At 73.0% G+C, this 18,836-nt stretch carries 11 protein-coding genes; 5 read left to right on the top strand and 6 right to left on the bottom strand.

The genetic code is table 11. The annotated features are described in order from the left end of the window. Positions 1-193: 193 nt before the first annotated feature. From IE207_RS04840 to IE207_RS04830, 3 genes are all read left to right on the top strand, one after another. Positions 194-694 (top strand): DUF6912 family protein, encoded by a 501-nt coding sequence (locus tag IE207_RS04840; RefSeq protein ID WP_190182687.1) that lies wholly within the window; start codon positions 194-196, stop codon positions 692-694. Further along, positions 691-1,365, top strand: a complete 675-nt coding sequence (locus tag IE207_RS04835; RefSeq protein ID WP_190182686.1) for an HAD family hydrolase — start codon at positions 691-693, stop codon at positions 1,363-1,365. The genes IE207_RS04840 and IE207_RS04835 overlap by 4 nt, the downstream gene beginning before the upstream one ends. Positions 1,366-1,745: 380 nt before the next feature. Then, positions 1,746-6,710, top strand: coding sequence for an NAD-glutamate dehydrogenase (locus IE207_RS04830; protein ID WP_190182685.1), 4,965 nt, complete (start codon positions 1,746-1,748; stop codon positions 6,708-6,710). A gap of 97 nt (positions 6,711-6,807) precedes the next feature. Here the strand turns inward: IE207_RS04830 and IE207_RS04825 are convergent, their stop codons facing one another. After that, positions 6,808-7,584, bottom strand: coding sequence for an ABC transporter ATP-binding protein (locus IE207_RS04825; RefSeq protein ID WP_190182684.1), 777 nt, complete (start codon positions 7,582-7,584; stop codon positions 6,808-6,810). Beyond that, a complete protein-coding gene (locus IE207_RS04820) occupies positions 7,577-8,485 on the bottom strand; it encodes an ABC transporter permease (protein ID WP_373304668.1) in 909 nt (302 codons plus the stop codon). Before IE207_RS04820 ends, IE207_RS04825 begins: the two co-directional genes overlap by 8 nt. Before the next feature lie 186 nt (positions 8,486-8,671). On the opposite strand from IE207_RS04820, the gene IE207_RS04815 reads away from it, so the two are divergent. Next, on the top strand, positions 8,672-9,322 hold the full coding sequence (locus IE207_RS04815; RefSeq protein ID WP_190182683.1) for a TetR/AcrR family transcriptional regulator: 651 nt from the start codon (positions 8,672-8,674) through the stop codon (positions 9,320-9,322). 129 nt (positions 9,323-9,451) lie between these two features. Here IE207_RS04815 and IE207_RS04810 read toward each other — a convergent pair whose 3' ends face one another. From IE207_RS04810 to IE207_RS04795, 4 genes are all read right to left on the bottom strand, one after another. Next, the gene (locus tag IE207_RS04810; protein WP_190182682.1) at positions 9,452-10,318 is read right to left on the bottom strand and encodes a carbohydrate ABC transporter permease; all 867 of its coding nucleotides are present in this window, start codon (positions 10,316-10,318) and stop codon (positions 9,452-9,454) included. Next, positions 10,315-11,628: a carbohydrate ABC transporter permease gene (locus IE207_RS04805; RefSeq protein WP_190182681.1), complete on the bottom strand. Its 1,314-nt coding sequence runs from the start codon at positions 11,626-11,628 to the stop codon at positions 10,315-10,317. Before IE207_RS04805 ends, IE207_RS04810 begins: the two co-directional genes overlap by 4 nt. A gap of 4 nt (positions 11,629-11,632) precedes the next feature. After that, positions 11,633-13,036 (bottom strand): ABC transporter substrate-binding protein, encoded by a 1,404-nt coding sequence (locus IE207_RS04800; RefSeq protein ID WP_190182680.1) that lies wholly within the window; start codon positions 13,034-13,036, stop codon positions 11,633-11,635. Between the two features lie 147 nt (positions 13,037-13,183). Continuing rightward, positions 13,184-16,516: an FHA domain-containing protein gene (locus IE207_RS04795; RefSeq protein ID WP_190182679.1), complete on the bottom strand. Its 3,333-nt coding sequence runs from the start codon at positions 16,514-16,516 to the stop codon at positions 13,184-13,186. Between the two features lie 458 nt (positions 16,517-16,974). On the opposite strand from IE207_RS04795, the gene IE207_RS04790 reads away from it, so the two are divergent. Continuing rightward, positions 16,975-18,708: a serine/threonine-protein kinase gene (locus IE207_RS04790; RefSeq protein ID WP_190182678.1), complete on the top strand. Its 1,734-nt coding sequence runs from the start codon at positions 16,975-16,977 to the stop codon at positions 18,706-18,708. Positions 18,709-18,836 lie beyond the last annotated feature (128 nt).

The following is an 18,836-nucleotide window of genomic DNA, read 5'->3' as shown; positions in this document are numbered from 1 at the left end:
TTGCGGTTCACCTATCAGGGGCGGCGCCGTGCCGCGCCAGTGCGCAGGGGTGCGCGGGCCGCGGCGGCGGGTGGACGCGGCGCCGGCGGGGGATCGCGCCCGAAGGGGGACAGCAGTCGTCCCCCGGTCGGACGCGGAGTGCGGCGGTCGCCGTATCCTGAGGGGGTTTTCCGACTAACGAAAGCGGCCGGCCATGCGCGTGTACGTCCCCCTGACCCTCTCCGGGCTCGCCGAGGTGTACAAGGCCGGCGAGCTGGGCCCGGCGCCGCTGCGCGCGTACGCCGTCACGCCCGGGCTGCGCGAATGGTACGTCTCCGACGACATCGAGGAGCTGGAGTACGCCGCCCTCAGCCGGGCCGCCGAGGCCTCGCTGCGGCTGCTCGCCGCCGACCCGGCCGCCCCGCGCAAGCGCGTCGTCGTGGCGGTCGACGTCGACGACAAGGCCGCCTCCGCCGTTCCGGGCCTCGACGAGGCCACCCTCGGGCAGGTCAGCCTGGCCGAGCCGGTGCGGCTGACCGTCGCCGCCGCCGTTCACGTCGACGCCGATGACGCCCGGACCGACGTAGAGGCGGCCGCCGGGGCCGTGGAGGCCGCCGACCGCGGGGACGACGACGCCCGCTTCACGGTGGACGGCGCCGAGGACCACGAGCTGCTGTGGTTCGGCGTGCAGGAGATCCCGGGGCTGCTCCCGTGAGCCCGCAGAGCCCGCACCCCCACCTGGTGTGGGACTGGAACGGGACCCTCCTACACGACGTGGACGCCGTCCTGGCCGCCACCAACGCCTCGTTCGCCGAGTTCGGCTTCGCGCCGATCACCCTGGAGACGTACCGCGAGCTGTACGTCGTACCGGTCCCCAAGTTCTACGAGCGGCTGATGGGCCGTCTGCCCACGGACGCGGAGTGGCTCGTCATGGACGAGACCTTCCACCGGTACTACTGGTCCGCGGCGGACGCCGTCGGGCTCGCCGCGGGTGCGATGGAGCTGCTCCAGGACTGGCAGGGCGCGGGCGCCACCCAGTCCCTGCTGTCGCTCGCGCCCCACGAGAAGCTGGTGCCGCTCGTGCGCACCCTCGGCATCGAGCGGCACTTCCTCCGCGTCGACGGGCGTACCGGGCCCTCGCACACCACCAAGGCGGGTCACCTCGTACGCCATCTGGCCGCTCTGGAGACGGCCGGTGTGACCGCCGCCCGTTCGGTGCTGATAGGTGACGCCGTGGACGACGCGCTCGCCGCCGCCCACGTGGGCGCGCAGGCGGTCCTGTACACGGGTGGTTCGCACAGCCGCCGCAGTCTGGAATCGGCCGGTGTGCCCGTCGTGGACACCCTCGCGGAGGCGGTGGCCACGGCTCGGGAACTGGCCGGATAACGCCTTGATCCGGGCCGCGGTCGGGGGTGTGCACGTACACCGCCGTCCGTCGCTGTCCAGAGCGGCAAAAATGCACCCCCTGATTTGTACAGAAGCCGCTCGTGACGAGTCGGGGGGCAGGGGGGATAGCCTGGTACCCGTGATCAGCGCGATAACCATCGGGGGTCCTGATACCCCCGGCACGCGCCCGGCGCACGACCGTGCCCGGGCTTTCGCTGGTCCCCGCTTCCGGGACGTGCCGCCGATCATGGCCGATTCCCTCCCGGTGGCCTCTCTCGACGGCATAGCGTCGATCCCGAACGGACACCCCGCCTCGCGGCGCTATGTCATTCCTTCCTTCACCTACGTCACGCAATGGCGCGCGACAGGAGCCAGAGGACATGCAGACCAAGCTGGACGAAGCAAAGGCCGAGCTGCTCGCGCGGGCGGCACGGGTAGCTGAGAACAGCCCGGCCGGGGGGCTACTTCCGACTGGGTCCGAACAAGGGGAGCGGCCCGATCCGGGCACGACGCTCGCCTACCTCCAGCGGTACTACCTGCACACCGCCCCCGAGGACCTGCTGGACCGGGATCCGGTCGACGTGTTCGGGGCCGCGCTCTCCCACTACCGGCTCGCCGAGCAGCGCCCGCAGGGCAAGGCCATGGTGCGCGTGCACACCCCCACGGTCGAGGAGAACGGCTGGACCTCCAGCCACTCGGTCGTGGAGGTCGTCACCGACGACATGCCGTTCCTCGTGGACAGCGTCACCAACGAGCTCTCGCGCCAGGGCCGCGGCATCCACGTGGTGATCCACCCCCAGGTGGTGGTCCGCCGTGACCTGACCGGCAAGCTCATCGAGATCCTCGGCCCGGACTGCGACGCCCACGGCCCGAAGACCGCGCGCCCCCACGACTCCCTCGTGGAGTCCTGGATCCACGTCGAGATCGACCGCGAGACCGACCGCGCCGACCTCAAGCAGATCACCGGCGACCTCCAGCGCGTCCTGTCCGACGTGCGCGAGGCCGTCGAGGACTGGGAGAAGATGCGCGACGCGGCGCTGCGCATCGCGGAGGAGCTGCCGGGCGAGCCGACCGCGCCCGACCTGCGCGAGTACGAACTCGAAGAGGCCCGCGAACTGCTGCGCTGGCTCGCCGACGACCACTTCACCTTCCTCGGCTACCGCGAGTACAACCTGGTCGAGGACGACGCGCTGGCCGCCGTGCCCGGCACCGGCCTCGGCATCCTGCGCTCCGACCCGGTCCACCACCAGGAGGACGCGCACCCCGTCTCGCCGTCCTTCAACCGGCTGCCGGCCGACGCGCGCGCCAAGGCCCGCGAGCACCGGCTGCTGGTGCTGACGAAGGCCAACAGCCGCGCCACCGTGCACCGCCCCTCGTACCTGGACTACGTGGGCGTCAAGAAGTTCGACGCCGAAGGCAACGTCGTCGGCGAGCGCCGCTTCCTCGGCCTGTTCTCCTCCGCCGCGTACACCGAGTCGGTGCGCCGCGTGCCGGTGATCCGCCGCAAGGTCGCCGAGGTCCTCGAAGGCGCCGGGTTCTCGCCCAACAGCCACGACGGCCGCGACCTGCTCCAGATCCTGGAGACCTACCCGCGCGACGAGCTGTTCCAGACCCCGGTCGACAAGCTCCGCGAGATCGTCACCTCCGTCCTGTACCTCCAGGAACGCCGCCGGCTGCGGCTGTACCTGCGCCAGGACGAGTACGGCCGCTACTACTCGGCGCTGGTCTACCTGCCGCGCGACCGGTACACCACCGGGGTCCGGCTGCGCCTGATCTCGATCCTCCAGGAGGAACTGAACGGCACCAGCGTCGACTTCACCGCCTGGAACACCGAGTCGATCCTCTCCCGCATCCACTTCGTCGTCCGCGTCCCGCAGGGCACCGAGCTGCCCGCGCTGACCGACGCCGACGTCGAGCGCATCGAGGGCCGCCTGGTGGAGGCCGCCCGCTCCTGGGCCGACGGCTTCGGCGAGGCGCTGATCGCGGAGACCGGCGAGGAGCGCGCCGCCGAGCTGCTGCGCCGCTACGCGAACTCCTTCCCCGAGGGCTACAAGGCCGACCATTCGCCGCGCTCCGCCGTGGCCGACCTGGTCCGCCTGGAGCGACTGTCGGAGAGCGGCCGCGAGTTCGACCTCTCGCTGTACGAGCCCGTCGGCGCGGGCCCGGGCGAGCGCCGCTTCAAGATCTACCGGCAGGGCGAGCAGGTGTCCCTGTCCGCCGTGCTGCCGGTGCTCCAGCGCCTGGGCGTCGAGGTCACCGACGAGCGGCCGTACGAGCTGCGGTGCAGCGACCGTACCCACGCCTGGATCTACGACTTCGGTCTGCGGATGCCGGTCGCGCCGGGCAACGGCGACAGCCACCTCGGCGACGACGCCCGCGAGCGCTTCCAGGACGCCTTCGCGGCGGTCTGGCAGGGGCAGGCGGAGAACGACAACTTCAACTCCCTGGTGCTGAGCGCCGGGCTCACCTGGCGGCAGGCCGTGGTGCTGCGCGCGTACGCCAAGTACCTGCGCCAGGCCGGCTCCACGTTCAGCCAGGACTACATGGAGGACACCCTCCGCAACAACGTCCACACCACCCGGCTGCTGGTCTCGCTCTTCGAGGCGCGGATGTCCCCGGCCCGGCAGACCGCCGGCACCGAGCTCGTCGACGCGATGCTGGAGGAGCTGGACGGGGCCCTGGACCAGGTCGCCTCGCTGGACGAGGACCGCATCCTGCGCTCCTTCCTCACGCTCATCAAGGCGACGCTGCGTACCAACTTCTTCCAGTCGAACGACGCGGGCGAGCCGCACGCGTACGTGTCGATGAAGTTCGACCCGCAGGCCATCCCGGACCTGCCCGCGCCGCGCCCCGCCTTCGAGATCTGGGTGTACTCCCCGCGCGTCGAGGGCGTCCACCTGCGCTTCGGCAAGGTCGCCCGAGGGGGCCTGCGCTGGTCCGACCGGCGCGAGGACTTCCGTACGGAGGTCCTCGGCCTGGTCAAGGCGCAGATGGTCAAGAACACCGTGATCGTGCCGGTCGGCGCGAAGGGCGGCTTCGTCGCGAAGAACCTGCCGGACCCGTCGGTGGACCGTGACGCGTGGCTCGCCGAGGGCATCGCCTCGTACAAGATCTTCATCTCGGCGCTGCTCGACATCACCGACAACATGGTCGCCGGTGCGGTCGTACCGCCGAAGGACGTGGTCCGCCACGACGAGGACGACACCTACCTCGTCGTCGCCGCCGACAAGGGCACCGCGACCTTCTCCGACATCGCCAACGGGGTCGCGCAGTCCTACGGCTTCTGGCTGGGCGACGCCTTCGCCTCGGGCGGCAGCGCCGGCTACGACCACAAGGGCATGGGCATCACCGCCCGCGGCGCCTGGGAGTCCGTGAAGCGGCACTTCCGCGAGCTGGGCCACGACACCCAGACCGAGGACTTCACGGTCGTCGGCGTCGGCGACATGTCGGGTGACGTGTTCGGCAACGGAATGCTGCTTTCCGAGCACATCCGCCTGGTCGCGGCCTTCGACCACCGGCACATCTTCCTCGACCCGACCCCGGACGCGGCGACCTCCTACGCCGAGCGCCGGCGCCTGTTCGACCTGCCGCGTTCCTCGTGGGCCGACTACGACACCGCTCTGCTCTCGGCGGGCGGCGGCGTCCACCCGCGTACGGCGAAGTCCATCCCCGTCAACGCGCACGTCCGCGAGGCCCTCGGGATCGAGGCCGGCGTCACCAAGATGACCCCGGCGGACCTGATGAAGGCGATCCTGCAGTCCCCCGTGGACCTGCTGTGGAACGGCGGCATCGGTACGTACGTCAAGGCGACGGCCGAGACGCACGCCGACGTCGGCGACAAGGCCAACGACGCCATCCGCGTCAACGGCGCCGACGTGCGCGCCAAGGTCATCGGCGAGGGCGGCAACCTGGGCCTGACCCAGCTCGGCCGCATCGAGTTCGCCCGCGTCGGGGCCGGCGGCGAGGGCGGCAAGGTCAACACCGACGCCATCGACAACAGCGCGGGCGTGGACACCTCCGACCACGAGGTGAACATCAAGATCCTGCTCAACTCGGTGGTCGCGGACGGCGACATGACCGTGAAGCAGCGCAACGCGCTGCTCGCCGAGATGACCGACGAGGTCGGCACGCTGGTGCTGCGCAACAACTACGCGCAGAACGTGGCCCTGGCCAACGCCGTCGCCCAGGCGCCCAGCCTGCTCCACGCACAGCAGCGCTTCATGCGCCGCCTGGGCCGGGACGGACTGCTGGACCGCGCGCTGGAATTCCTGCCCAACGACCGGCAGATCCGCGAGCTGCTGAACAACGGCAAGGGCCTGACCCAGCCGGAGCTGGCCGTCCTGTTCGCCTACACCAAGATCACGGTGGCGGACGAGCTGATCCACACCGGGCTGCCGGAAGACCCGTACCTGCGCCGCCTGCTGCACGCCTACTTCCCGGCGCCGCTGCGCGAGAAGTTCGGCGAGCAGATCGACGCGCACGCGCTGCGCCGGGAGATCATCACCACCCTCCTTGTCAACGACACCGTCAACACCGGCGGCTCGACGTTCCTGCACCGCCTGCGCGAGGAGACCGGGGCCGCGACGGAGGAGATCGTCCGGGCGCAGCTCGCAGCCCGCGAGATCTTCGGCATGGCCGAGGTCTGGGACGCGGTCGAGGCGCTGGACAACGAGGTCGCGGCCAGTGTCCAGACCCGGGTGCGGCTGCACTCGCGGCGTCTGGTCGAGCGCGGCACCCGCTGGCTGCTCAACAACCGCCCGCAGCCGCTGGAGATCACCGGGACCATCGAGCTGTTCCGCGACCGGGTGACCCAGGTCTGGGCGGAACTGCCCAAGCTGGTGCGCGGCGCAGACCTGGAGTGGTACCAGTCGATCATGGACGAGCTGACCGGCGAGGGCGTGCCGCAGGAGTTGGCGGCCAAGGTTGCCGGCTTCTCCTCCGCGTTCCCGACGCTCGACATCGTCGCGATCGCCGACCGTACGGGCGTCGACCCGCTGGACGTCGCCGAGGTCTACTACGACCTCGCCGACCGCCTGGACATCACCCAGCTGATGGACCGGATCATCGAGCTGCCGCGGGCCGACCGCTGGCAGTCCATGGCCCGCGCCTCCATCCGTGAGGACCTGTTCGCGGCGCACGCCGCGCTGACCGCCGACGTGCTGGCGGCCGGCGACGGCGACGCAACTCCCGAGGAGCGCTTCAAGGCGTGGGAGGAGCGGAACGCGGCGATCATCGGCCGGGCGCGGACGACCCTGGACGAGATCCGCGGGTCGGACGACTTCGACCTGGCGAACCTGTCCGTCGCGATGCGGACGATGCGTTCGCTGCTGCGCTCGCACGGCTGACAGCGGTGAAACGAACGGCCCCGGGACTGCTGTCCCGGGGCCGTTCGTTGTGAAGTGCGCGGTGCGCGGGGGTGGTGCGGGGTGCGCGGTGCGCGTCTCAGCCGGTCCGGCTGAACGCCTCGTACGCGTCGCAGACCTCGTCCGCGGGGCCGTCCATGCGCAGGACGCCGGACTCCAGCCAGATCGCCCGGTCGCAGGTCTCGCGCACCGTGCCGATGCCGTGGCTGACGAGGAAGACGGTGCCGGCGCTTTCGCGCAGCTCCTCGATGCGGTCCTGGCTGCGGCGCTGGAAGGCGGCGTCACCCGTGGCGAGCGCCTCGTCGATCATCAGGACGTCGTGGTCCTTGGCCGCGGCGATGGAGAAGCGCAGCCGGGCGCCCATGCCGGAGGAGTAGGTGCGCATGGGCAGGGAGATGAAGTCGCCCTTCTCGTTGATGCCGGAGAAGTCGACGATGTCCTGGTAGCGCTCGTGGATCTGCTGTTTGGTCATGCCCATCGCAAGGCCGCCGAGCACGACGTTGCGCTCGCCGGTCAGGTCGTTCATCAGGGCGGCGTTCACCCCGAGGAGGGACGGCTGGCCTTGCGAGTAGACGCGGCCGCGGGCCACGGGCTGGAGTCCGGCGATCGCCTTGAGCAGGGTGGACTTGCCGGAGCCGTTGGAGCCGATGAGGCCGATGGCCTCGCCCTTGTACGCGGTGAAGCTGACGCCCTTGACGGCGTGCACTTCGCGGACGCCGGGGGCGGGTTTGCGGGAGATGATCCGGCTCAGGGCGGCCGTCGCACCGCCCTTGCGGGTGCCGGTGCCGTACACCTTGTAGATGACGTGGACGTCGTCCGCGATGACGGTGGGGATGCGGTTGGCGGTGTCAGCCACGGCCGTACTCCTCCTCTGCCTTCCAGAAGAAGACGAAGCCGCCGATACCGGCGATCAGGGCCCAGCCGACGGCGATCAGCCATACGTGGGGCGGAAGCGAATGCGCTTTGAAGCTGTCGATCAGCGCGAAGCGCATCAGGTCGATGTAGACGGCCGCCGGGTTGAGCTGGAGGGCCGTGGTCACCCAGTGCGGCAGGTGGTCCGACTTGAGCGTCGACTCGATCGACCACATCACGCCGGACGAGTACATCCAGGTGCGCAGGATGAACGGCATCAGCTGGCTGACGTCCGGGTTCTTGCTGCCGATGCGCGCCATGGCCAGGGCGCAGCCGGCGCAGAAGACGGCGGCCAGCAGCAGGGCCGGCACCACGAGGAGCCAGGACGGGGCCGGCATCTGGCCGAACGCGAGCAGCAGGATGACCAGGGCGCCCATGGTGACCAGCAGCTGCTGGAAGAGCTGGATGACGGTCGACAGGGGCAGGGCCGCGCGGGGGAAGTGCAGGGCGCGCACCAGGCCGAGGTTGCTGTGGACGGCGCGGGTGCCCGCGTTGATGGAGCTCCCGATGAAGTCCCACACGAACACGCCGGTGATCAGGAACGGGATGTAGTCCGCGACGCGGTTCCCGGCGTTCATGATCACGCCGAAGATGAAGTAGTAGACCGCCGCGTTGAGCAGCGGGGTGGCCAGGTGCCAGACCTGGCCGAGGCGGGCCGCGCTGTACGTGGCCTGCATACGGGCGGTGGCGTACGCCGTCACGAAGTGGCGGCGCTCCCACAGCTGTGCGACGTAGCGCGGGAGGGTGGGGCGGGCGCCGCTGAGGGTCAGGCCGTGGGCGGCAGCCAGCTCTTCGGGTGTCACGGCCGTCGCCGTCAGGGGCGGCGGCGCGGTCACGGGGGGCACGGTCACGGTCACTGGGTCGCTTTCGACGGGAGACTCGCCACTTCGGACTACGGACGACGGAGGACGGACTACGGAGGACGGACTACGGACGGGACGGTTACGTATCGTCGTGACGCTGAGAGTAGGTCCCCCGGCGTTGAGACGCAACCGTATCGTCGTGACGGCCCGGTGGCGGCGTGCGCCGTTATGCTCTGTCCCATGACCACCGAGCCCGCCGCCCCCGCCTCCGAGCCCGCCGCCCCCGCCCGCCGCGCCCCCGCCGGCGCCGCCGTCCTGCGCGAGGACGTCACCCGGGCGATCCGGACGGCGGTCCTGGAGGAGCTCGCCACGGTCGGCTTCGCCCGGATGTCGATCGAGGGCATCGCACGGCGGGCGGGAGTCGGCAAGACGGCCGTCTACCGGCGCTGGAAGTCCAAGCTCCACCTCGTGCTGGACCTGGTCGGCGCCTTCGCGGCCGACGGCCTCCCGGTGCCGGCGACCGGCTCGCTGTACGGGGACGTACGGGCCCTGCTGGAGGTCATGTCCCACGTGCTGCGCCACCCCGTGGCGTCGGCGGTCATCCCCGACCTGCTGGTCGAGGCGGCGCGCCACCCCGAGATCGCCGACGCGGTGCGCGGCGCACTGCTGGAGGGCGAGCGGAGCATGGCGCAGGGCATCGTCTCCGAGGCCGTCGCGCGCGGCGAGCTGCCCGCGGGGACGGACCCGGGCCGGGCGCTGGACCTGGCCATCGGCCCGCTGTACTGGCGCCAGGTCGTGGTGCGGGACAAGGTGCCGGCGGGCTACCTGGACGAGCTGGCGCGGTCGGTGGTCGCGGGCCTCAAGGCCGCCGCCGGGTAGGGCGCGACGAGGCGGGCTACGGCCAGAGCTCGGCGTGAGCTCCGGCGACGGCACGGCCGAAGCCGGCGGGGGGTCAACGGCGCACGCCAACCTCCCGATCATGGCCCGGGTGCCGGACCCGGAGCCGGGTCATTTGACCGCCCCGGCCATCACCCCCGTCACGAACTGCCGCTGGAAGGCGAAGAAGACGACCAGCGGCACCACCATCGACAAGAACGCGCCCGGCGCGAGCACGTCGATGTTGTTGCCGAACTGCCGTACCTGCTGCTGGAGCGCCACGGTGACCGGCGGATGCGCGGAGTCCGCGAACACCAGCGCCACCAGCATGTCGTTCCACACCCACAGGAACTGGAAGATGCCCAGCGAGGCGATCGCCGGACCGCCCAGCGGCAGTACCACCCGTGTGAACAGCCGCAGTTCGCCCGCACCGTCCAGCCGGGCCGCCTCCAGCAGCTCGCGCGGGATCTCCGCGAAGAAGTTCCGCAGCAGGAACACCGCGAACGGCAGCCCGAAGGCGGTGTGGAACAGCACCACCCCGGCCGTGGTCTCGAACAGCCCGATGGCGCCGAACAGTTCCGACACGGGGATGAGCGCCACCTGGACGGGCACCACCAGCAGCGCGACCACGATCAGGAACAGCCAGTCCCGGCCGGGGAACTCCAGCCAGGCGAACGCGTACCCGGCGAACGCGCCCAGCGTGACGACGAGCAGGGTCGCAGGCACGGTGATCGCGACCGTGCTCAGCAGCGAGCCGGTGATCGTCCCGTTGGACAGCAGGTGCGCGTAGTTGTCGGCCGTCAGCCGCGACGGCGCGCTCAGCGCCTGCCACCAGCCGCCCCTGTTCAGGTCGGTGGGCGAAAGGAACGAGGAGATCAGCAGGCCCAGCGTCGGCAGCAGCCAGAACAGCCCGGCGAGGACAAGGAACACCCGCAGTGCTCCGCCGGCCAGCCGGGCGGCCAAGCCCTGCGGGGACCAGGACCTGGTTGCGGCGCTCATCGGCGGGCCTCCCGGCGCATCCGGCGGATGTTGTAGAGCATGACCGGCACCACCAGTACCAGCAGCAGCACGGCGATCGCGCTGCCCAGCCCCTGGTCGGCGTCCGTGCCGAAGGACGTGCGGTACAGCTGGAGCGCGAGCACGTTCGCGTCGTCCTGGACCGCGCCCGGAGCGATCACGAACACCAGGTCGAAGATCTTCATCACGTTGATGACGAGGGTGACGAGGACGACCGCGAGGACGGGCGCCAGCAGCGGCACCGTGATCCGGCGGAACACCTGCCACTCGTTCGCCCCGTCCACCCGCGCCGCCTCCAGCAGCTCGCGCGGTACGGACGCCAGTCCGGCCCCGATCAGGACCATCGCGAACCCGGCCCACATCCACACGTACGCCCCGATCACCGCCGGGGTCACCAGCGTCGGACCGAGCCACTCCACGCCCGCGTACGCCTCGCGGAAGTTCGACGCGGGCAGCCGCAGCCGCGCCCCGTCGGCCTTCGCGGACAGGGTGAAGGTGCCGTCGGAGCCGGCGGTCGCCCTGTCGACCACCCTGCCGTCCTTGACCGCCTCGATCCGCATGCCCGCCAGCGCCTGTTCCGTCGGGTCGACCGTGTTCGTACGGCCGCCGCCGCCCCGGGTGAAGTCCTGCCAGACCGTCCCGGTGACCTTGCCGGGCTCGGCCGCGGGGGGCCGGGCCGTACGCGTCCCCTTCGGCAGGGCGTCCGGGGCCACGCCGACCAGCGGGAGCGGTACGGCCGAGCCCGCCCGTACCGGGTCACGGGTCTCGAACGCGCCGCCCGGGGCCGCCACCAGCGGGGAGTCACGGCCGGGGCGCGCCTTCGGGAACGCCGAGGACTCCGCGAAGGTGTCGTGCACCCCGACCCACACGGCGTTCGCGACACCGCGGTCGGGGTCCTGGTCGTAGACGAGCCGGAAGATGATGCCCGCCGCCAGCATCGAGATCGCCATCGGCATGAACACCAGCAGCTTGAACGCGGTTCCCCAGCGCACCCGTTCGGTGAGCACCGCGAAGATCAGCCCGAGCGCGGTGGCGGTGGTCGGTGCCAGCACCACCCACAGGGCCGTGTTCCCGAGAGCGGTACGGATCGTGCCGTCGCGCAGTATCTCCGCGTAGTTGGCGCCGCCCACGAAGGTGTCGCCCGAACGGTCGAAGAGGCTGCGGTACAGCGAGTAGCCGATGGGGTGGACGACGAGCGCGCCCAGCAGGACCAGCGCGGGGAGGAGGAACGCCGCCGCTATGAGACGGCGGCGCCTGGCCTCCCCCGCCCGTGAGACGTCGGGGGCGGCCACCGGGTCAGTTCCCGAACGCCTTGGCCGCGTCCGCCTCCAGCTTCGCCTGGGCCCCCGCAACGTCCGACGGGTTCGCCAGGAAGTCCTGGAGGTCCTTCCACTCACCGGCGCCCGGCGTGCCGCCGAAGGCCGCAGGAGCCTGGTCCGACATGTCGAAGCGGAAGTCGTCGCCCGCCGCGATCAGCGCCTTCGCGATGCCCCGCTGGATGTCGTTCGGGTACGCCGCCGGGTCCACCGACTTGTTCGGCGAGATGAAACCGCCCTCGCGGGCCTGGATCTCCGCCGCGTCCGCCGAGGCCAGGAAGGTCAGCAGCGCCTGCGCGCCCTTGGACGCCTTGAGCGCGACCGCCACGTCACCGCCCGAGACGACGGGCGCCTTGCCGCTGCCGACCGCCGGGAAGGGGAAGACGAGCGCGTCCTTGCCGACCTTCGCCTCCGTCTGCGCGATGTTCACCGCCACGAAGTCGCCCTCGAAGACCATCGCGGCTGCCGGCCGGTCACCGCCGGTGAAGGTCTGCGTCACGGACTTCGGGAACTCCGTCGCCAGGGCCCCGCTCTGGCCGCCCGCCAGGTAGTCCTTGCGGCCGAACAGCTCGCCGAGCGTCGTCAGCGCCTGCTTGACGCTGTCGTCCGTCCACTTGATCTCGTGCTTCGCCAGCTTGTCGTACTTCTCCGGCCCGGCCTGCGACAAGTAGACGTTCTCGAACCAGTCCGTCAGGGTCCAGCCGTCCGCACCGGCCACCGACACCGCCGGGGTACCGGACGCGGAGAGCGTGTCCGCCGCCGCGACCAGGTCCTTCCACGTCTTCGGCGGCTGCACGCCCGCCGCCTCGAAGGCCTTGGCGTTGTACCAGACCAGTGACTTGTTGGCCGCCTTGTAGTACACGCCGTACTGGGTGCCGTCGACCGCGCCCAGCGCCTTCCAGCCCTGCGAGTAGTTCTTCTCCAGCTCCGCCCTGGCCTCCGGACCCACCGGCTGCGCCCACTTGTTCTGCACCGCCGAGACCAGCGCCCCGACCTGCGGGAGCAGCGCCACGTCCGGTGGCTGCCCGCCCGCGATCTTCGTACCGAGGAAGGTGACGATCGGGTCCTGGGCCGGCACGAAGGTGACGCTGGCGCCGGTGCGCTTCTCGAACTCCTTGAGGACCTTCGTGAAGTTGGCCTGCTCCGGGCCCGTCCAGACCGCCGCGACCTCCAGCTTCTCGCCGGTCAGCTGCGGTAGCGACACCCGCGGACTCGCGGAGGCCCCGGCCGCCGGAGGGTCCTCCTTGTCACCGCCGCCGCCGCACGCGGTGAGCGCGAGCGCGCCCGTCGCGAGCAGGGCCGCCCAGGTGCACGCCCTCGTACGGCGGGCTCCCTGGCGCTCCCTGTTGGCTCCCGTGTGGCCGGTTCCGTGCTGCCTGCGCATGGCTCTGCCCCCGATGCCGGTGTGCTCGTGGTGTGTTGCGTGCCACAAGGTCTACGCGGAGCGGCGCGCCCCCGCAATACCGCGTCACGGGGTTGAGGGGGCCGGGTGGGGGTGTCGCGCGGGTGTTGCGCCCGGGGCGGGGCGGGCTCAGGGGGCCGCCGGGAACAGGACGGGTATCGCCGAGACCAGGTGCGACGCCCGGTCCAGGGCACTGGCCAGCAGCGCCAGGTCCGTCGGGCCGTTGCCCAGCTCACGGACGGGACGGCGGGCCGGTGGATCACCCATCCGTTCCCACTCCACCGGGACCACGGTCGGCCTCGACGTGGCGGTCCGGGGGATCCGGCCGGTGACGCGGCCGCCCTGGAAGGGAACGGTCCGGCCGTCGCCGTAGTGGAGCAGGCCCCGGCCCGGACCGGGCTGGTCGGGGGCGTCGAGCTCGACCCGCAGGGTGGCGAGGCGGGCCGGTTCCGTGCCGGCGGTGCGGTCGGGACGGGCGCTGGTGGCCACCAGGTGCACCCCGAGCCGGCCGCCCTCGCGGGCCAGCCCCTCCAGGATCCGGACCACCGAACCGGCCGCGGGACGGCCCGTACTGCCGAGGCCGGGCGCGACCAGCGCGTCGAAGTCGTCCACGAGGACCACCAGGCGCGGCAGCGGTCCGGGCCCGGCGGCCACTTCGGTACGGGTGGCGGAGGCCCGCAGCCGCAAGGTCCCGGTGCGCTGGGAGTTCTCGCCGCCGATCGTGCCCGAGGAGGAGTTCCGGCCCTCCTCCGGCGCGGGGCGGCGGGGCGAGACCATCAGGTCGCGGACCTCGCGCCGGGCATGCCAGTCGTTGAACGTCACCCCGTCCAGCAGCTCGTGACGGCGCTTGAGCTCGGCGCCGAGGGCCTGGGCGAACTCGCGCATGCGCAGCGGGTCGGATGCGACGAGGTGCGCCGAGACGTGCGGCAGCTCGGTGCAGGGCAACAGCCCCTCGCCGCGCTCGCCGCCGGCCCCGTCGATCAGCAGGAGGCCGAGCCGGTCGGGGCGGGCCGCGGAGCACAGGGAAGCCGCGACGGAACGCAGCAGTTCCGTCCGCCCGCTCCCCGGCGGCCCCTCGATGAGCAGGTGCGGGCCGTCGTGGACCAGCTCCACGCCGACGGGGCCGCGCCGGCCGGCGCCGAGGACGACCTCGGCGAGACCGCCCACGGTCTGCCCCTGCCCGGTACCTGCGGCCCAGCGGGCCATCAGGGAGGCGGGGGTGGCCCGGGCCAGGCCGAGCTCGTCGAGCAGGCGGGAGGTCTGCGGCAGGCTGGCCGCGGCCGGACGGTAGCCGCCCGCGGGGACCGCTTCGGCCCGCAGCGGGGCCAGGGCGCGGGCGAACCGCTCCGCCCAGGCGGCGGAGACGGCGTCGGCAACGGCCGTCTCTCCCGGGCGGACGGGCCTGCCGCCGCTGACCGGGAAGGTCCGTACGGCGGTGGCGACCTCGCCGCTGAGGACGGCGACCGCGCCGCAGGCCCGGAAGGCGGGGGTGCTCGCGCAGGCGGCCTCGTACGTCTCGGCGAGCGGGCTCGCGGGCGTGGCGGCGGGGGCCTCGGCGAGCGCGAGGAGGTGGACGCCGGCGGCGGGCCCGTGGGAGGCCAGCCGTGCGGTGACCTCGCGGAGGGCGCCGGTACCGGGGTCGCCGTCGAGCACGACGAGGGTGTACGGGCCCTCGTACGCGGACGCCGCCCGGCGGACGGCGTCGGGCCCGGCGGTGGCCCAGCCGGTGCCGAGGGGGCTGTCGTCGAGGCGCCGGGCCAGCTCGCCCGTGCGGGCGGCGGCCTGCTCGCGGTCGTGGGCGAGCAGGAGGCGGCAGTGCTGGCCGTGGGCGGGACGGACGTGCGGGAGCCAGCCGAGCCAGCTCCAGTCCGTGGTCGGGTCCATGGCGAGCAGCACGATCTCCAGCTGCGCCGGGGAGTGGAGGGCGGCGAGCTGGGCGATCACGGAGCGGGCCACGCCGGTGCGGCGGGCGCGGGGGCCGGCGATGCCGAGCGCGCCGGCCTCGCGCAGGTCGACGCGGCTGCCGGCGCCGAGCCCGACGTCGAGGGCGCCGGGCGGGCGGGACCAGAGCCGGCCCGTGGGCCCGAGGGCGGCGAGCAGCAGCGCGGCGGGGTCGTCGTCGGCGGGCGGCGCGGCGGGCGGCGCCTCGGCCTCGACGGCCACCTCGGCGATGTCCTCCCCCCGCACCCACTTCCGCGCCCACGCCCCGATCCCCCGCCGCCGTCCGCCCCCGGCGACGGGCCACACGGCAGCGGGCGCCCCCACCCTGGGCGTCCCCCGCGGCACGGAGGCGGCCGGGGTTCCGGGTGCCTCCGTGGCGGGCGTGGCCCAGGCCGGTCCGCCGTCCCGGCCGTGCGGCGTGCGGCCGGCCGGGGTTCCGGGCCCGTGCGGGCCGGCGGGGTCCGGGGCGGAGCCGTCCCGGCCGCCCTGGGTGGGGCGCGGGGCGTCGGCTGCGGGGTGGGCCGCCCCGTGCGGGGCGGGCCGTGCCGGACCGCCCGGGTGGGCGCCGGTGGCGGGGTCGGGGGTGGAGCCCCCGTTTCGGGAAGGGGCGGGGTGGGGGCTCAGCCCCTGCGGGCCACCCCGGCCCGCGCTCCCGGCCGTCCCCGCGCGGTGGCCGCCCGCGTCGGCCCCCGTGTCCTCGTAGCCGCCGGCTGCCCCCGCGCCGGTGCCGTCGTGGCTCGTAGCCGCGCGGGCCGTGCCCGTACCTCCGGCTGCCCCCGCGCCGGGGGCGGTGTGACCCGCCGTCGCGCGGGCCGTGTCCGTACCGCCCGGGGCGTCGTGGGCCGCCCCCGCGCGGGGCGCGCCCGGGACGCCGGAGAGGTGGCCCTCCATGTCCGGCGTCAGCGCCAGGATCGACTCCGTGCCGCCCGCCGCCAGCCGGAGCGTCGATTCGCCGATGCGCAGCAGGGCGCCCGGCGCCAGCGGGACCGGCCGCGAGCCCACCGGGACCCCGTCCACGGTCGTGCCGTTCGTCGAGCCGAGGTCGGCCACCGTCACGTGCCCGTCCGCCAGCACCGTCACCGCGCAGTGCAGCCGCGACACGTCCGGGTCGTCCAGCGGCACGTCCGCGCCCGACGACCGCCCGATCCGGACCGCCCCCGGGTGCAGCAGGTGCACCCCGCCCGCGTCCGGCCCGGCCACCACCCGCAGCTGCGGGGCGTCCAGCCCCTCCTCGGGCAGCGCCGGCACGACGTCAGCCACCGGCGTGTGCAGCGCCAGTACGGCCCCGTCCACCAGCGGCGGTTCGCCCAGGATCCGGCGCTGGAGGTCGAGCCGCTCGGCCCCCGCGTACAGCACCACCGTGCCCCCCGTGTCGGGGCCGCCCACGGTCGCCGCGAGCGCCGAGGCCACCGCGGCCAGCGCGGTACCGGCGGGGGCCGTGACGAGCACGTCACAGCGGGCGGGTGCGGTCGCGGTCTGGTGGCCGCTGCGCGACCCGAGGACGGTCAGCCGGATCTGCATCGCCGTCAGCGGTCCCTTCTGCGCAGAGCGCAGTGCACGGTGCGCGTGCGCGGGAAGGGGAACGGCCGGGCGAGCCAGCCCGGTCACCCCCCGCCCGGCACGGACGCGTCGTCCGGTCAGGTCTGCCGGAAAGACCGGGCTCCCGCCCCGGCCGTTCCGTACGGGTGCATCCTCGCATCTGTCGCCGACAACACGCCCGGCCCCCACCGATAAATGATCTTGATTGATCATCGCCCCGCACGCTCATCGCACACATACGGTCAACGGCCTGCCGAAAATCGCCTCCGGCATACCCCGCACATCTCACCCTTCGCACATATGTACGGCAACCAACCTCCGCCGTCCGGCGTCTTCCCCCCGTACACCCCCTAGAGTGGGCCGGAAAAGACAGCGTCGGAATCATCCGAAACCAGACGCCAGACACGCGACAGACACACGACAGCAGGGGAGCGCGAGACGTGCGGCCAGTGGGCAGCAAGTACCTGCTTGAGGAGCCCCTCGGGCGCGGCGCCACCGGTACCGTCTGGCGGGCCCGCCAGCGGGAGGCCGCCGGCGCGGAGGCGGCCGTCGCCGGGCAGCCCGGCGAGACCGTGGCCATCAAGGTCCTCAAAGAGGAGCTGGCCCAGGACCCGGACATCGTCATGCGCTTCCTGCGCGAACGCTCCGTCCTGCTGCGCCTGACGCACCCCAACATCGTCCGCACGCGCGACCTCGTCGTCGAAGGCGACCTGCTGGCCCTCGTCATGGACCTGATCGACGGTCCCGACCTGCACAAGTACGTCCGCGAGAACGGCCCGTTCAGCCCCGTCGCCGCGAGCCTGCTGACCGCCCAGATCGCGGACGCGCTCGCCGCGAGCCACGCCGACGGCGTCGTGCACCGGGACCTGAAGCCCGCGAACGTCCTCCTCGACGAGCGCCACGGCCAGATGAAGCCGATGCTCACGGACTTCGGCATCGCGCGCCTGGCCGATTCCCCGGGCCTGACCCGCACGCACGAGTTCGTCGGCACCCCCGCCTACGTCGCCCCCGAGTCCGCCGAGGGCCGCCCGCAGACCTCCGCCGTCGACATCTACGGCGCCGGGATCCTGCTCTACGAACTGGTCACCGGACGCCCGCCGTTCGCCGGCGGAACCGCCCTCGAAGTGCTCCACCGCCACCTCAGCGAGGACCCGCAGCGCCCGCCGAACGTGCCCGAGGCGCTCTGGATCGTCATCGAGCGCTGCCTGCGCAAGGAGCCGGACGAGCGCCCCAGCGCCGAGAGCCTGGCGCGCGGCCTGCGCGTGGTCGCCTCCGGCATCGGCGTGCACTCCTCGCCCGCCGAGGTGGAGGCCGCGCTCGGGGTCGGCGCGCTGCTCGCGCCCGACCCCTCGCCCGCGCCCGTACCGGCGACGCCGGGTTCCGCCGACCCGACCCAGGTGCTGCCCGCGGGCGCGCCGTCCCCGATGGGTGCCTACGACCCCAACGCCATGACCAGCGTGATGCCGCCGGTCGGCGGGGGCGACGCGACGACCGTGCTGCCGAGCACCGGGGCGCCGGCCGCGGACGCGACCTCCGTCATGCCGCCGGTCGAGCGGCCGGACCAGCCGCACCCGTGGCAGTCGCAGATGCAGGCGGCCCGGGACCGCAACGAGCAGACGCAGGTGCAGTACCTCGGCCCGGACGACGACCCCCTGCGCCGCCGCCCGCAGCGCCAGGCACCCCCGCCGCCCCAGCAGCCCCCGTACCGCCAGCAGCCCCAGCCGTACCAGCAGCAGCAGTACGCGCCGCAGCCTCCGCAGTACCAGCCCCCGCAGCCGCAGTACCGGCAGCCGCAGCCTCCTCCGCAGCAGCCCCAGTACCGCCAGCCCCAGCACCAGCCCCAGGCCCAGCCTCCGCAGCAGCAGCCCCAGTACCGGCAGCAGCCGGTCCGGCCGCAGGCCCCGCCGCCGCAGCAGCCGGCGCCCCGGGAGCCGCGCGAGCCGCGCCGCCGAAGCGCCAACCCGGTCCGCATCCCCGGGCTCGGCTGCCTCAAGGGCTGCCTGGTGATGATCCTGCTGTTCTTCGTGGCGGGCTGGCTGGTGTGGGAGCTGACCCCGCTCCAGGAGTGGGTCGGGACCGGCAAGGGCTGGTGGGACCAGCTGTGGTCCTGGGGCTCGGACGCCGCCGACTGGATCTCCACCATCGGCGACTCCGCCGGCAAGGCCCGGTCCTGATCCGCCGTCACGACCGCGCTGGTACCGACTTCGTGGATTTGTCGACTTCTGGAGCGTGATTTCGCCCGCAGAAGTGAAGGTCGCCGCGAATCGGACCCCCTACTGGCCTGAAACCCGCACCCGGCCGC

This window comes from Streptomyces cirratus (assembly GCF_014650775.1).
Classification (GTDB): Bacteria; Actinomycetota; Actinomycetes; order Streptomycetales; family Streptomycetaceae; genus Streptomyces; species Streptomyces cirratus.
The sequence above is the reverse complement of the archived record's forward strand: the minus strand, read 5'-3'. Positions and strand labels throughout refer to the sequence as shown.